At 68.7% G+C, this 14,770-nt stretch carries 15 protein-coding genes; 12 read left to right on the plus strand and 3 right to left on the minus strand.

The features are described from left to right. Positions 1 to 50: 50 nt before the first annotated feature. From ACFWJX_RS06150 to ACFWJX_RS06200, 11 genes are all read left to right on the plus strand, one after another. The gene (locus ACFWJX_RS06150) at positions 51 to 1,376 is read left to right on the plus strand and encodes an MraY family glycosyltransferase (protein WP_383237575.1); all 1,326 of its coding nucleotides are present in this window, start codon (positions 51 to 53) and stop codon (positions 1,374 to 1,376) included. A 314-nt stretch (positions 1,377 to 1,690) separates the two neighbouring features. Next, positions 1,691 to 2,137 carry a hypothetical protein gene (locus tag ACFWJX_RS06155; protein ID WP_383237578.1) on the plus strand — a complete coding sequence of 149 codons (447 nt, stop codon included), beginning with the start codon at positions 1,691 to 1,693 and terminating at the stop codon, positions 2,135 to 2,137. Positions 2,138 to 2,347: 210 nt separating this feature from the next. Continuing rightward, positions 2,348 to 3,184 carry a F0F1 ATP synthase subunit A gene (gene atpB / locus ACFWJX_RS06160; RefSeq protein WP_383238451.1) on the plus strand — a complete coding sequence of 279 codons (837 nt, stop codon included), beginning with the start codon at positions 2,348 to 2,350 and terminating at the stop codon, positions 3,182 to 3,184. 77 nt (positions 3,185 to 3,261) lie between these two features. Continuing rightward, the gene (locus ACFWJX_RS06165; RefSeq protein ID WP_005311859.1) at positions 3,262 to 3,501 is read left to right on the plus strand and encodes an ATP synthase subunit C; all 240 of its coding nucleotides are present in this window, start codon (positions 3,262 to 3,264) and stop codon (positions 3,499 to 3,501) included. Positions 3,502 to 3,544: 43 nt separating this feature from the next. Beyond that, entirely contained in the window at positions 3,545 to 4,093 is a 549-nt protein-coding gene (locus ACFWJX_RS06170; protein ID WP_383237581.1) for a F0F1 ATP synthase subunit B, read from the plus strand. Beyond that, positions 4,090 to 4,905 carry a F0F1 ATP synthase subunit delta gene (locus tag ACFWJX_RS06175; RefSeq protein ID WP_383237584.1) on the plus strand — a complete coding sequence of 272 codons (816 nt, stop codon included), beginning with the start codon at positions 4,090 to 4,092 and terminating at the stop codon, positions 4,903 to 4,905. The genes ACFWJX_RS06170 and ACFWJX_RS06175 overlap by 4 nt, the downstream gene beginning before the upstream one ends. Positions 4,906 to 5,024: 119 nt before the next feature. Beyond that, positions 5,025 to 6,614, plus strand: a complete 1,590-nt coding sequence (atpA, locus tag ACFWJX_RS06180; protein ID WP_383237587.1) for a F0F1 ATP synthase subunit alpha — start codon at positions 5,025 to 5,027, stop codon at positions 6,612 to 6,614. A gap of 21 nt (positions 6,615 to 6,635) precedes the next feature. Next, the gene (locus tag ACFWJX_RS06185; RefSeq protein ID WP_383237590.1) at positions 6,636 to 7,553 is read left to right on the plus strand and encodes a F0F1 ATP synthase subunit gamma; all 918 of its coding nucleotides are present in this window, start codon (positions 6,636 to 6,638) and stop codon (positions 7,551 to 7,553) included. Further along, entirely contained in the window at positions 7,553 to 8,989 is a 1,437-nt protein-coding gene (gene atpD / locus ACFWJX_RS06190) for a F0F1 ATP synthase subunit beta (protein WP_383237593.1), read from the plus strand. Before ACFWJX_RS06185 ends, atpD begins: the two co-directional genes overlap by 1 nt. A gap of 138 nt (positions 8,990 to 9,127) precedes the next feature. Continuing rightward, positions 9,128 to 9,502: a F0F1 ATP synthase subunit epsilon gene (locus ACFWJX_RS06195; protein ID WP_210593804.1), complete on the plus strand. Its 375-nt coding sequence runs from the start codon at positions 9,128 to 9,130 to the stop codon at positions 9,500 to 9,502. Positions 9,503 to 9,644: 142 nt separating this feature from the next. Beyond that, positions 9,645 to 10,091 carry a DUF2550 domain-containing protein gene (locus ACFWJX_RS06200; RefSeq protein WP_383237596.1) on the plus strand — a complete coding sequence of 149 codons (447 nt, stop codon included), beginning with the start codon at positions 9,645 to 9,647 and terminating at the stop codon, positions 10,089 to 10,091. A gap of 14 nt (positions 10,092 to 10,105) precedes the next feature. On the opposite strand, the gene ACFWJX_RS06205 is transcribed toward ACFWJX_RS06200, so the two are convergent. The 3 genes from ACFWJX_RS06205 to ACFWJX_RS06215 all read right to left on the minus strand — a co-directional run bounded on the left by ACFWJX_RS06205 (position 10,106) and on the right by ACFWJX_RS06215 (position 13,910). After that, entirely contained in the window at positions 10,106 to 11,926 is a 1,821-nt protein-coding gene (locus tag ACFWJX_RS06205) for a glycosyl hydrolase family 18 protein (protein ID WP_383237599.1), read from the minus strand. A gap of 132 nt (positions 11,927 to 12,058) precedes the next feature. After that, complete coding sequence (locus tag ACFWJX_RS06210; protein ID WP_383237601.1) at positions 12,059 to 12,703, minus strand: response regulator; 645 nt, start codon at positions 12,701 to 12,703, stop codon at positions 12,059 to 12,061. Positions 12,704 to 12,734: 31 nt separating this feature from the next. Continuing rightward, a complete protein-coding gene (locus ACFWJX_RS06215; protein ID WP_383237604.1) occupies positions 12,735 to 13,910 on the minus strand; it encodes a sensor histidine kinase in 1,176 nt (391 codons plus the stop codon). Positions 13,911 to 14,062: 152 nt separating this feature from the next. Between ACFWJX_RS06215 and ACFWJX_RS06220 the strand changes: the two genes are divergently transcribed. Further along, the gene (locus ACFWJX_RS06220) at positions 14,063 to 14,665 is read left to right on the plus strand and encodes a hypothetical protein (RefSeq protein ID WP_383237607.1); all 603 of its coding nucleotides are present in this window, start codon (positions 14,063 to 14,065) and stop codon (positions 14,663 to 14,665) included. Positions 14,666 to 14,770: the final 105 nt, after the last annotated feature.

Below are 14,770 nucleotides of genomic sequence, written 5' to 3' on the forward strand. Positions count from 1 at the left end.
CTCGCTAGGGTGTGGGGCTCAGATGGCCAGCGAAACCTGTGGGGAAGCCCGTGCGTGAATACCTGCTGACGCTCTGCGTCACGGCCGCGGTGACGTATCTGCTGACAGGGCCGGTACGGAAGTTCGCGATCGCGGCGGGGGCGATGCCGGAGATCAGAGCGCGTGACGTGCACCGGGAGCCCACCCCGCGGCTCGGCGGCATCGCGATGTTCTTCGGGCTCTGCGCGGGCCTGCTGGTCGCGGACCACCTGACCAACCTCAACCAGGTCTTCGAGAAGTCGAACGAGCCGCGCGCGCTGCTCTCCGGGGCGGCGGTGATCTGGCTGATCGGCGTCCTGGACGACAAGTTCGAGATCGACGCCCTGATCAAGCTGGGCGCCCAGATGATCGCCGCCGGCGTGATGGTCATGCAGGGTCTGACGATCCTGTGGCTGCCGATCCCGAGCGTCGGCACGGTCGCGCTGACTCAGTGGCAGGGCACCCTGCTGACGGTGGCACTGGTCGTGATCACCATCAACGCGGTCAACTTCGTGGACGGCCTCGACGGTCTCGCCGCCGGCATGGTGTGCATCGCCGCCGCCGCGTTCTTCATGTACGCCTACCGCATCTGGTACTCGTACGGCATCGAGGCGGCGGCCCCGGCCACGCTGTTCGCCGCGATCCTGATGGGTATGTGCGTGGGCTTCCTGCCGCACAACATGCACCCGGCGCGGATCTTCATGGGCGACTCCGGCTCGATGCTGATCGGCCTGGTGCTCGCCGCGGGCGCGATCTCCATCACCGGGCAGGTCGACCCGGACAACCTGTTCGGCGGGTCCGAGCGCAGCACCGTGCACGGGATGGTGCCGATCTACATCCCGCTGCTGATGCCGCTGACGATCATCGCGATCCCGGCCGCCGACCTGATCCTCGCCATCGTGCGCCGCACCTGGCGAGGGCAGTCGCCGTTCGCCGCCGACCGCGGTCATCTGCACCACCGGCTCCTGGAGGTCGGCCACTCGCACAGCCGCGCGGTGCTGATCATGTACTTCTGGTCCGCGCTGATCGCCTTCGGCGCGCTCGCCTACTCGGTCAACTCGGCGTCCATGTGGATCGTCCTCGGCGTGGTGTTCCTCAGCGCGATCGGGCTCCTGCTGCTTCTGCTGCCGCGCTTCACGCCGCGCGCCCCACGCTGGGCGGAGTCCTTCGTGCCGCCGCGCTACCGGCGCCGCAAGGTCCTGCCGGAGTCGGCGCAGGCCCCGGAGACGGCGGCGGGGGAGGACTCCCCGGGCGACGTCCAGGACGAGGAGTCGGAGAACCGTACGCCGGTGGCGGTGGGCGTCTCGGGAGTCAACGGGGCGACCGCCGTGGGGCCGCGATCGCGCACGGCAAGGTAAGAATCTGACTAGAGCATTGCCAAGTCGTGGGGAAACCGAGAGTGGGCAAAGTTGCCCATTACCAGACAACTGGTCGCAGTTCCTGCACAGACGCGCAGAGTCACTCTCATGTGTGACAGCGAGCACACCATCCAGGTAAAGACCTCATCAAATAGTTTGTGATACGGTTCACGAGAACCCCGGATGGAGCCGAAGGACCGTAGTGCGACGGTCCATCGGTCGCGAGGTCGGCGTGAGGTCTTTCGCCCCTCGGACGGGGACTACGCTCGTCCATGACGACACCCCTGCCCCCCTTTGAAAGCGGAGTTGCCGCCATGCCGTCCAACGACGTCCGGATCCTGGCTCAGGCCGCCGTGCCCACGGTTGCCGTCGGCGCGATCGCCGCCGTCGTCAGCGGCGTGGTCGCGGGCGGCAAAGGGGCGATCGGGGCCGGCGTCGCGACGCTAGTGGTCATCCTCTTCATGGGGCTCGGTCTCTACGTTCTCCAGCGCACTGCCAAATCGCTTCCGCACTTGTTTCAGGCCATGGGCCTGATGCTCTACGCGGCGCAGATCCTGCTGCTGTTCATCTTCATGGCCGCGTTCAAGAACACGACGTTGTTCAACCCCAAGGCGTTCGCGGTCTCTCTTCTCGTCGGCACGCTGGCCTGGATCGGTGCGCAGGCGCGGGCTCACATGAAGGCCAAGATCCTCTACGTCGAACCCGAGTCCAGCACTCCCGCGAAGGACGAGCAGCCCCACAAATCGGGGCACTCGTCGTGAGGGGTAGGGCCGGGATAAAGACGCCGGAGAGATCCTGCTATCGTCCGGTGCCAACTGCGGCATCGCGGGCGCGGGCATCCGAGCTGACGCCTGCTCAATCGCGAGGCGAGATGCCCCCACGCCGCCACCACATCCGTATCACCAGTCCCGTGCCGAACCGCGGCCCTGCGCCGCGCCGACACAACGAGGTTGCCGTACCTATGCGCCACGCTGAAGGAGCCCGCGGTGAGTGCTGACCCGACGCAGGTGCTCGCCTTCGAGACCGACTGCCACATCTTCGACGGCTGTGGCTTCCCGGCCCCCGGCCTGCACTCGTTCCTCTTCGAGCCCTTGGTGGGCCACCAGGACGACGCCGTCTATTTCAACAAGACGATGCTGCTGGCGCTGCTCGGCTCGATCATCATCATCGGCTTCTTCTGGGCCGCCTTCCGTAAGCCGAAGGTGGTCCCGGGCAAGCTCCAGATGGTGGCCGAGGCCGGCTACGACTTCATCCGTCGCGGTGTCGTCTACGAGACCATCGGCAAGAAGGAAGGCGAGAAGTACGTACCGCTCGTCGTCTCCCTGTTCTTCTTCATCTGGATGATGAACCTCTGGTCGATCGTTCCGATCGCCCAGTTCCCGGTCACGGCGATCATCTCGTACCCCTTGGTACTGGCTCTGATCGTGTACGTCCTGTGGGTTTCGCTGACCTTCAAGCGTCACGGGTTCGTCGGTGCCTTCAAGAACTTCACCGGGTACGACAAGTCGCTCGGGGCGGTGCTGCCGCTGTCGATGACGATCGAGTTCTTCTCGAACCTGATCGTCCGACCGTTCACTCACGCCGTACGACTTTTCGCGAACATGTTCGCGGGCCACACGCTGCTGCTGCTCTTCACGATCGCCAGCTGGTACCTGCTGAACGGCCTCGGCATCGCCTACGCCGGCGTCTCGTTCATCATGGTCATCGTCATGACGGCCTTCGAACTGTTCGTCCAGGCCCTTCAGGCGTACGTCTTCGTGCTCCTGACCTGCAGCTTCATCCAGGGCGCGCTCGCCGAGCACCACTGAGCACCGCCACCTCCCAACCCCCAGACGTCCGATGGCCAACCTCCCCATCGGTCCTTGAAAGAGAAGGAAGAACTGGCATGTCCCAGACTCTCGCCGCTGTCACTGGTGACCTGAAGGCCCTCGGCTCCATCGGCTACGGTCTCGCCGCCATCGGCCCCGGCGTCGGCGTCGGCATCATCTTCGGTAACGGCACCCAGGCCCTGGCCCGTCAGCCCGAGGCCGCCGGTCTGATCCGCGCCAACCAGATCCTCGGCTTCGCCTTCTGTGAGGCGCTCGCCCTGATCGGTCTGGTTATGCCGTTCGTCTACGGCTCCTGATCATTCAGGCTGACGACCAGCAACCCAGACGAAAGGCAACGACATGAGCCAGCTGCTCATTCTGGCGGCTGAAGGGGAGGCCGAGAACCCCCTCATCCCGCCGATCCCCGAGCTTGTCATCGGCATCATCGCCTTCGTCATCGTCTTCGGCTTCCTTGCCTGGAAGCTCCTTCCGAACATCAACAAGGTTCTGGAAGAGCGCCGCGAGGCCATCGAGGGCGGTATCGAGAAGGCCGAGGCCGCGCAGACCGAGGCCCAGAGCGTGCTCGAGCAGTACAAGGCTCAGCTCGCCGAGGCCCGGCACGAGGCCGCGCGTCTGCGCCAGGAGGCGCAGGAGCAGGGTGCGACGCTCATCGCGGAGATGCGCGCCGAGGGCCAGCGGCAGCGCGAGGAGATCGTCGCCGCCGGTCACACCCAGATCGAGGCCGACCGCAAGGCCGCCTCGTCTGCGCTGCGCCAGGATGTCGGCAAGCTCGCCACCGTTCTGGCCGGCAAGCTCGTCGGCGAGTCCCTCGAGGACCACGCCCGCCAGAGCCGCGTCATCGACCGCTTCCTCGACGAGCTCGAGGAGAAGGCCGAGGCGTCGCGATGAACGGAGCGAGCCGCGAGGCCCTGGCAGCCGCACGCGAGCGTCTCGACGCGCTGACGGACAACACGTCCGTGGACGCGGCGCAGCTCGCCGCCGAGCTGGCGGCCGTCACCGCGCTGCTCCACCGCGAGGTGTCGCTGCGTCGGGTCCTCACCGACCCGGCGCAGTCCGGTGAGGCCAAGGCCGAGCTGGCCCAGCGTCTGCTCGGCAGTCAGGTCAGCGGCACCGCCGCCGACCTGGTCGCCGGTTTGGTGCGTTCCCGCTGGTCGCAGTCGCGCGACCTGGTGGACGCGCTGGAGCAGCTGGCTGACGCCGCCGACCTCACCGCCGCGCAGCAGGCCGGCACGCTCGACGACGTCGAGGACGAGCTGTTCCGCTTCGGGCGGATCATCACCTCGAACACCGAGCTGCGCGCCGCACTGACCAGCCGGAAGGCCACCGTGTCGGCCAAGGGCGAGCTGCTGCGCAGCCTGCTCGGCGGTCGTGCGGACGCGGCCACCGAGCGTCTGGTGACGCGCCTTGTGACCGCGCCGCGAGGCCGTAGCCTGGAAGCGGGACTCGAGTCCCTGTCCAAGCTCGCCGCCGCGCGCCGGGACCGCATGGTGGCCGTCGTCACCTCGGCGGTACCGCTGAGCGACCCGCAGAAGCAGCGCCTGGGCGCCGCCCTCGCGAAGCTCTACGGCCGCACGATGCACCTCAACCTCGACGTGGACCCCGAGGTCCTCGGCGGGATCCGGGTGCAGGTCGGTGACGAGGTGATCAACGGCTCGCTCGCGGACCGTATCGAGGACGCCACCCGCCGCATGGCGAGCTAGCAGCAACTCAACACGCAGTAGTGCTTACGGCCCTGGTTGGGCCGTGCAGAGGATTCCTGGGGGTCGCCCCCAGACCCCCAAAGAAACTTCGGGCCCAACAAGGAGAGCAGGGAACCCAGATGGCGGAGCTCACGATCCGGCCGGAGGAGATCCGGGACGCACTGGAGAACTTCGTCCAGTCGTACAAGCCGGACGCGGCCTCGCGCGAGGAGGTCGGTACGGTCAGCCTTGCCGGCGACGGCATCGCGAAGGTCGAGGGCCTTCCCTCGGCCATGGCCAACGAACTGCTGAAGTTCGAGGACGGCACCCTCGGTCTCGCCCTCAACCTCGAGGAGCGCGAGATCGGCTGCGTCGTCCTCGGCGAGTTCAGTGGCATCGAGGAGGGTCAGCCGGTCACGCGTACCGGTGAGGTCCTCTCGGTCGCGGTGGGCGAGGGTTACCTCGGCCGCGTCGTCGACCCGCTCGGCAACCCGATCGACGGCCTCGGCGAGATCGAGACGTCCGGCCGCCGTGCCCTGGAGCTTCAGGCTCCGGGCGTCATGGCCCGTAAGTCGGTGCACGAGCCGATGGAGACCGGCTACAAGGCCGTCGACGCGATGACCCCGATCGGCCGTGGTCAGCGTCAGCTGATCATCGGTGACCGCCAGACGGGCAAGACCGCCCTGGCCGTCGACACGATCATCAACCAGCGTGACAACTGGCGCTCCGGTGACGTGAAGAAGCAGGTTCGCTGCGTCTACGTCGCCATCGGCCAGAAGGGCTCGACCATCGCCTCCGTGCGTGGCGCCCTCGAAGAGGCCGGCGCGCTGGAGTACACGACCATCGTCGCCGCCCCGGCGTCCGACCCGGCCGGCTTCAAGTACCTGGCGCCGTACACCGGTTCGGCCATCGGTCAGCAGTGGATGTACGAGGGCAAGCACGTCCTCATCATCTTCGACGACCTCTCGAAGCAGGCCGACGCCTACCGCGCCGTGTCGCTGCTGCTGCGCCGTCCGCCGGGCCGCGAGGCCTACCCGGGCGACGTCTTCTACCTGCACTCCCGTCTGCTGGAGCGCTGCGCGAAGCTCTCCGACGACCTGGGCGCAGGCTCGATGACCGGTCTGCCGATCGTCGAGACGAAGGCCAACGACGTCTCGGCGTTCATCCCGACCAACGTCATCTCCATCACCGACGGCCAGTGCTTCCTGGAGTCGGACCTGTTCAACGCCGGTCAGCGCCCCGCGCTGAACGTCGGTATCTCCGTCTCCCGAGTCGGTGGTTCCGCGCAGCACAAGGCGATGCGACAGGTCTCCGGCCGCCTCCGCCTCGACCTCGCCCAGTACCGTGAGCTGGAGGCGTTCGCCGCCTTCGGTTCCGACCTGGACGCCGCGTCGAAGTCCCAGCTGGAGCGCGGTCAGCGCCTGGTCGAGCTGCTCAAGCAGGCTCAGTACCAGCCGATGGCCACCGAGGACCAGGTCGTCTCCATCTGGGCCGGCACCACCGGCAAGATGGACGAGGTGCCGGTCAACGACGTGCGCCGCTTCGAGAAGGAGCTGCTGGAGTACCTGCACCGCAAGGAGCAGGGCCTCATGACCTCCATCAAGGAGGGTGCCAAGATGTCGGAGGACACCCTCATCGCTGTCGCCGACGCGATCGCCGAGTTCAAGAAGCAGTTCGAGACCTCGGACGGCAGGCTTCTCGGCGAGGACGCCCCGGCCGCGGCCAAGTGACGTAAGGAAGGGACCTGACTCATGGGAGCCCAGCTCCGGGTCTACAAGCGTCGCATCCGATCCGTCACCGCGACCAAGAAGATCACCAAGGCGATGGAGATGATCGCCGCCTCGCGTGTCGTCAAGGCGCAGCGCAAGGTGGCGGCCTCCACGCCGTACGCGACCGAGCTCACCCGCGCGGTCACGGCGGTGGGTACCGGATCGAACACGAAGCACGCGCTGACCACGCAGGCCGAGACGGTCGTGCGGTCCGCGGTGCTGCTCCTGACGAGCGACCGCGGTCTCGCGGGCGCCTTCAACTCCAACGCCATCAAGGCCGCGGAGCAGCTGACGGCGCGCCTCGAGGCCGAGGGCAAGCAGGTCGAGACGTACATCGTCGGCCGGCGTGGTCTCGCGCACTACAACTTCCGTGAGCGCAAGGTCGCGGAGTCGTGGTCGGGCTTCACGGACGAACCGACGTACGCGGACGCCAAGAAGGTCGCGGCCCCTCTGATCGAGGCCATCGAGAAGGAGACGGCGGACGGCGGCGTGGACGAGATCCACATCGTGTTCACCGAATTCGTGTCGATGATGACGCAGACGGCGCTCGGCGACCGTCTGCTGCCGCTCAGCCTCGACGAGGTGGCCCAGGAGTCCGGGGCGAAGGACGAGATCCTTCCGCTGTACGACTTCGAGCCGTCGGCGGAGGACGTCCTCGACGCCCTGCTGCCGCGGTATGTGGAGAGCCGCGTGTACAACGCGCTGCTCCAGTCGGCCGCCTCGAAGCACGCCGCCACGCGGCGCGCGATGAAGTCGGCCACCGACAATGCCGGAGAGCTCATCGAGACGCTCTCCCGCCTTGCCAACGCGGCCCGCCAGGCCGAAATCACACAGGAAATCAGCGAGATCGTCGGTGGCTCCGCAGCCCTGGCCGACGCGACCGCGGGGAGTGACAGGTAATGACGACGACAGTTGAGACGGCCGTTGCCACGGGCCGCGTCGCCCGGGTCATCGGCCCGGTCGTCGACGTGGAATTCCCCGTCGACGCCATGCCGGAGATCTACAACGCCCTTCACGTCGAGGTCGCCGACCCGGCGAACGACGGCGAGAAGAAGACGCTGACCCTGGAGGTCGCCCAGCACCTGGGTGACGGCCTGGTCCGCACCATCTCCATGCAGCCCACCGACGGCCTGGTCCGCCAGGCCGCGGTCACCGACACCGGCACGGGCATCAGTGTCCCGGTCGGCGACTTCACCAAGGGCAAGGTGTTCAACACCCTCGGTGACGTGCTGAACAGCGATGAGCAGTACGAGGGCGAGCGCTGGACCATCCACCGCAAGGCCCCGAACTTCGACGAGCTCGAGTCGAAGACCGAGATGTTCGAGACCGGCGTCAAGGTCATCGACCTGCTGACCCCGTACGTCAAGGGCGGCAAGATCGGTCTGTTCGGCGGTGCCGGCGTCGGCAAGACGGTGCTCATCCAGGAGATGATCTACCGCGTCGCCAACAACCACGACGGTGTCTCCGTGTTCGCCGGTGTCGGCGAGCGCACCCGTGAGGGCAACGACCTCATCGAGGAGATGGCCGAGTCGGGCGTCATCGACAAGACCGCCCTGGTCTTCGGTCAGATGGACGAGCCCCCGGGCACCCGTCTGCGCGTGGCCCTGGCCGGTCTGACCATGGCGGAGTACTTCCGCGATGTGCAGAAGCAGGACGTGCTGTTCTTCATCGACAACATCTTCCGCTTCACCCAGGCCGGTTCCGAGGTCTCGACCCTGCTCGGCCGGATGCCCTCCGCGGTGGGTTACCAGCCGAACCTGGCCGACGAGATGGGTCTCCTCCAGGAGCGCATCACCTCGACCCGTGGTCACTCGATCACCTCGATGCAGGCGATCTACGTCCCCGCGGACGACCTGACCGACCCGGCCCCGGCCACCACCTTCGCCCACCTCGACGCGACGACGGTTCTCTCCCGTCCGATCTCCGAGAAGGGCATCTACCCGGCCGTGGACCCGCTGGACTCCACGTCCCGCATCCTGGACCCCCGCTACATCGCGGCGGACCACTACAACACCGCGATGCGCGTCAAGACGGTCCTGCAGAAGTACAAGGACCTTCAGGACATCATCGCGATCCTCGGCATCGACGAGCTGGGCGAGGAGGACAAGCTCACCGTCCACCGTGCCCGTCGCGTGGAGCGCTTCCTGTCCCAGAACACCCACGTCGCCAAGCAGTTCACCGGCGTCGACGGGTCGGACGTACCGCTGGACGAGTCGATCACCGCGTTCAACGCGATCATCGACGGCGACTACGACCACTTCCCGGAGCAGGCCTTCTTCCTGTGCGGTGGTATCGAGGACCTGAAGAAGAACGCGAAGGAGCTGGGCGTCTCCTGAACTCCGGACCGGTCGGTCCTGAGATCCGAGATCTGAGTTCGTAAGAGGGGGCGGGGTCGTCCCGCCCCCTCTTCCACGCCCACTAGACTTGTAACCAACACCCGGCAGACCCGCCGGGTGGTGACCCGAGGAGCCACCTTGGCTGCTGAGCTGCACGTCGCGCTGGTCGCGGCCGACCGAGAGGTCTGGTCCGGCGAGGCCACCCTGGTCGTCGCGCGCACCACGTCCGGCGACATCGGCGTCATGCCCGGTCACCAGCCGCTGCTCGGTGTGCTGGAGTCGGGCCCGGTGACCATCCGTACGAGTGATGGTGGAACGGTCGTCGCCGCGGTGCACGGCGGTTTCATCTCGTTCGCCGACAACAAGCTGTCGCTGCTGGCCGAGATCGCCGAGCTGTCGGACGAGATCGACGTCCAGCGCGCCGAGCGCGAGCTCGAGCGCGCGAAGGCGGAGGGCGACGCCTCCGCCGAGCGCCGCGCGGACGTACGACTGCGTGCGGCGGCGGCGAGCTGAGACAGCTCGCCGTGTGATGACGTCACTCAGCCGCGGTTGGCACCGGAGCGATCCGGAGCCGACCGCGGCTGAGGCAGATCTGGATGTTTTTTCCGTTCCGTTACCTATTTTCGGTACCTAGGAGACGAGGAGGTCGGTGTCGATGGTCCTCGCTCTGACTGTGTGCGGAATCGTCGTGGCCCTGGTGGCGCTGGGGTTGTTCGTCTTCGGCCTGCGCCGCAGACTCATCCAGCGCTCCGGCGGGACCTTCGACTGTTCGCTGCGCTGGGACGTCTCCGAGAAAACGGATACCAGCGGAAAAGGCTGGAGCTACGGGGTAGCCCGCTACAACGGCGACCGCATCGAGTGGTACCGCGTCTTCTCGTACGCCTACCGCCCGCGCCGGGTGCTGGAGCGCGCCTCCATCGAGGTGGCCGGCCGTCGGCTGCCCGAGGGCGAGGAGGAGCTGGCGCTGCTGTCCGACGCGATCATCCTCACCTGTGTGCACCGGGGCACGCGTCTCGAACTGGCGATGAGCGAAGACGCGCTGACCGGTTTCCTCGCGTGGCTTGAGGCAGCCCCGCCCGGTCAGCGCGTCAATGTGGCGTAACTCCACGAACCTTCTTACAGGCCGCTGTTGATGGCGCTCACCAGCTCACCGTTGCTGGTGTCGCCGCTGAACTCCCAGAAGAAGGCGCCGCCGAGGCCCTGGTTCTTGGCCCAGGTCATCTTTCCGGCGATCGTCGACGGGGTGTCGTAGGACCACCAGTTGGTGCCGCAGTGCGCGTAGGCCGTGCCGGCGATGGTGCCGGTGGCGGGGCAGGAGTTCTTGAGGACCTTGTAGTCCTCGATGCCGGCCTCGTAGGTGCCGGGGGCCGCGCCGGTCGCCGCGCCGCCGGGGGCGGACTGGGTGACGCCGGTCCAGCCGCGGCCGTAGAAGCCGATGCCGAGGAGCAGCTTGGCGGAGGGGACGCCCTTCGCCTTGAGCTTGGCGATCGCGTCGGCGGAGTTGAAGCCCGCGGCCGGGATGCCGGAGTACGAGGTGAGCGGGGAGTGCGGGGCGGTCGGGCCGTCCTTGTCGAAGGCGCCGAAGTAGTCGTACGTCATCACGTTGTACCAGTCGAGGTACTGGGCGGCGCCGCCGTAGTCGGCCGCGTCGATCTTGCCGCCGGAGGAGCCGTCGGCGGTGATGGCCGCGGTGACCAGGTAGTTCGCGCCGAACTCGGTGCGCAGGGCCTGGGACAGGGTGCGGAACGCGGCCGGGCCGGAGGTGTCGCAGGTCAGGCCGCAGGCGTTCGGGTACTCCCAGTCGATGTCGATGCCGTCGAAGACGTCGGCCCAGCGGGGGTCCTCCACGACGGCCTTGCAGGACTTGGCGAACGCGGTCGCGTTGGCCGCGGCCTGGCCGAAGCCGCCGGAGTAGGTCCAGCCGCCGAAGGAGTACAGCACCTTGATGTGCGGGTACTTCGCCTTGAGCTGGCGGAGTTGGTTGAAGTTGCCGCGCAGCGGCTGGTCCCAGGTGTCGGCGGTGCCGCTGACGGACTGGTCGGCGGTGTAGGCCTTGTCATAGGCGGCGTAGGTGTCGTCGACGGTGCACTGGCCGTTCTTGACGTTGCCGAACGCGTAGTTGATGTGGGTGATCTTCGCGGCGGAGCCGGAGGTCACCAGGTTCTTGACGTGGTAGTTGCGGCCGTAGACGCCCCACTCGGTGAAGTAGCCGAGCTTGACCTTTCCGCCGGTGGGCGGGGGCTCGGTGGTGCCGCCGGTGGTGCGCACGGCACGGGCGCCGCTGACCGGGCCGGTCTGGTCGGCGGTGTCGCGGGCCTGCACGGTGTAGGAGTAGTCGGTACCGGCGGTGAGGCCGGTGTCGGTGTACGAGGTGGTCGTCACCGTGGCGACCTTGGCGCCGTCGCGCAGGACGTCGTAGTTCTTGACGCCCTTGTCGTCGGTGGCCGCGCCCCAGGCCAGTTTCACCGAGGTGCCGGTGATGTCGGAGGCGGTGGGGGTGCCCGGTGCGGAGGGGGCCGCGTCGCCGGGGACCGAGGTGCCGTCACAGCTGCCGCCGTTGAGCTTGCAGTTGGACGGGGAGCCGGTGCCGGCGCCGTTGAAGCCGAAGGAGACGGAGGCGCCGGGGGCCAGCGAGCCGTTCCAGGACTTGTTCTTGGCGGTCCAGTGGGTGCCGGCGGAGGTGACGTCGGCGTCCCAGGCGGAGGTGACGGACGTGCCGGAGGGGAAGTCCCACTCGACGGTCCAGGAGCTGATGGTCGTGGTGCCGGTGTTCTTCACCGTCCACTTGCCCTCGAAGCCGGTGCCCCAGTCGGAGGGCTTGGCGTAGGTGGCGGTGGCGGATGTGGCGGCCTGGGCCGGGCTCGCGAGGCCGACCAGGCCGGCCAGCGGGAGCAGCAGGGTCGCGAGACCTGCCACGGCCTTGTGTCTGAAGCGCATGCAGCGCCTCCTCTGTGAAAGAGCGGGGGTGGGGTGTGACTGAGCCTTCACACCACGGTGCCGCGAGAATAGAAAGGTCTGGACCACGGGTCAATAGGTCTGGACCACTTCGCGGTCCGCGGTTCCCGACCGTTACTGGATCCCCAACTCCTGTGCCAGTACGGCGGCTTGGACCCGGCTGCGCAACTCCAGCTTGCCCAGCAGGCGGCTGACGTGCGTCTTCACCGTCGCCTCCGCCATGTCCAGGCGCTCCGCGATCCCCGCGTTGGACAGCCCCTCGCCGAGGCAGACCAGCACCTCGCGTTCGCGCCGTGTCAGCGACTCCAGCACCGCCGGATCGGCCTTCGGCCCCGGAGCCGGGCTCGCGGCGAACTCGGCGATGAGCCGGCGCGTGACGGCCGGCGCCACGACGCCCTCGCCGCGCGCGACCGTACGGACCGCCTCGATGAGGTCCTTCGCCTCGGCGTTCTTCAGCAGGAAGCCGGCCGCGCCCGCCCGCAGCGCCCCGAAGACGTACTCGTCGAGGTCGAAGGTGGTCAGCACCAGCACGTCCGCCAGCCCCTCCTCGACCACCTTCCGGGTCGCCGACACCCCGTCGAGGCGCGGCATCTGTACGTCCATCAGCACCAGGTCCGGCCGCAGCTCCCGGGCCAGCGCCACCGCCCGTTCCCCGTCGGCCGCCTCGCCGACCACCTCCACGTCGGGGGCGCTGCGCAGGATGAGGACCAGACCGGCGCGGACGGCGGACTGGTCCTCGGCGACGAGGACGCGGATCATGCGGGAGCTCCTTCGGCGATGGTGAGGGTGGTCATTCCGGACGGTCCCCCTCGGTGACGGGCAGTGAGGCGCGGACGGTCCACAGCGTGCCCTCGGGACCGGCCGCGAAGGTACCGCCCAGCAGGGCGGCCCGCTCCCGCATCCCGACCAGACCGGCCCCGGAGCCGGGCGCACGGGGCCCGTCCCGGTGGCCGTACGGGCTGGACACCCCCACGTCGAGCACCCCGTCCCGGCGCGCGAGGGTGACGGTGACCGGGCCCGGCGAGGCGTGCTTGAGGGCGTTGGTCAGGGACTCCTGGACGATGCGGTAGGCGGCCAGTTCGACCGGCGTGGGCACCTTGCCGTGGCCGGCGTGCAGGGTGACGTCGAGGCCGTTGGCGCGGGCGCCCTCCACCAGGTCGCCGAGACCGTCGAGGGTGGGGGCGGCGGCCGGTTCCCGGTCCCCGCTGCCGTCCCGCAGGATGCCGATCAGCCGCCGCATCTCGGCCAGCCCTTCCACGCTGTTCTCCCGGATCACCGCGAGCGCCTCCTTCGAGGTGTCCGGGTCGTCCAGGGAGAGCGCGGCCGTGGAGTGGATGGCGATCGCCGACAGATGGTTGGCGACAATGTCGTGCAACTCGCGCGCCATCCGGGCGCGTTCGGCGGTGACCGCCTGGGCGCGGTCCGTCTCGGCGAGCAGCGCGGTCTGTTCGGCGCGCAGTCGGGCGGCCACGGCGGCGTCGCGGTGGTTGCGGACGATCAGCCCCGTGGACGCGGGCGCGAACGAGACGACCCCGACGGCCACCCCGAGCAGCAGCGCCTCGGGCACCCGCCAGGCCGCGAACGGTACGACCGTCGCCGCCACCGTCAGCAGCCCGGTGACCCACGGGATCCGCCGCGCCGAGGCGGGCGTGCCGTACAGCACGGCCGCGTACACGAGGTCGGTGAACATGATCAGCGTGACGACGCTGCCCTGGGTGACCGTGTCCAGGGCCAGGGCGGCCGTGCCGGTCAGCAGCGCGGTGCGCGGGGCGGACCGGCGCAACAGCTCGCAGCCGGCCATCAGCAGCAGCGGCAGCAGGATCGGCCAGCGGCCGTCGAACAGCACGATCGGCTCGTCGGCAGGGCGGGTGCCCAGGCCGATGCCCCACAGCAGCAGCCCGCCGAGCAGCCCGCCGGTGGCGACGGCCACGTCGAACCGGTGCGGGCGGGGGAGTCGGACGGCCATGAACCCATCCAACACGGCCCGCGCGTCCGCCACCTTGTGCCCGGGAACGGTTCCGAACTGCATCTTTCGATGTACCGGAGGTTCCTCACCGGCGACGACGAACCGGGCCGCCCCGCACGGGAGCCTGAAAGGGTGACCGAGAGGAGCGAACCGTGATCGTCTGGTTGATCGCCGCCTGTGAGATCGGCTTCTGGGTGCTGCTGGCACTGGGACTGGCCGTCCGCTACCTGCTCAGGTGGCGGCGGACCAGTGTGGTGCTGCTGCTGTGCGAGCCGGTGCTGGAACTGGTCCTGTTCGTCGTGACGGCGATCGACCTGCGCGACGGGGCCGAACCCGGCTGGGAGCACGGCCTGGCGGCGCTGTACATCGGCTACACCGTCGCCTTCGGGCACTACACGATCCGCTGGCTCGACGGCCATGCCGCCCACCGCCTGGGCGGCGGCCCGCCCCCGCCCAGGCCGCCCCGCTACGGCCGCGCCCGCGCCCGGCACGAGGCGAAGCTGTGGCTGCGGGCCGTGTTCGGCGGAGCCGTCGCCCTGGCCCTGCTCCAGTGCGCCGTCTGGTACGTCGGCGACTCCGGCGACGTCAGCTCACTGCGCTCGTTCCAGTGGGTGGCCCTGCGCGTGGTCGGCATCCACGGACTGATCGCCCTGTCCTACACGGTCTGGCCCCGCAAGGCCCCGGCGGGCGCCCAGAAGGACGACGACGCGCCCGGCAGGGACCGGACGGCGACCACCTCCTCGGGAAGCCGCTAGCGGACGCTCGGCGCTCCCCGCGCCGGACCCACAGCGCGTCGCCGAGTTCCCGGCCGGGGTGGGTCCTCCGTCTTCGCCGCGGGGGACCGGACGTTGCCGGGTTTC

It is taken from the genome of Streptomyces sp. NPDC058335, from assembly GCF_042723915.1.
Lineage (GTDB): Bacteria > Actinomycetota > Actinomycetes > Streptomycetales > Streptomycetaceae > Streptomyces.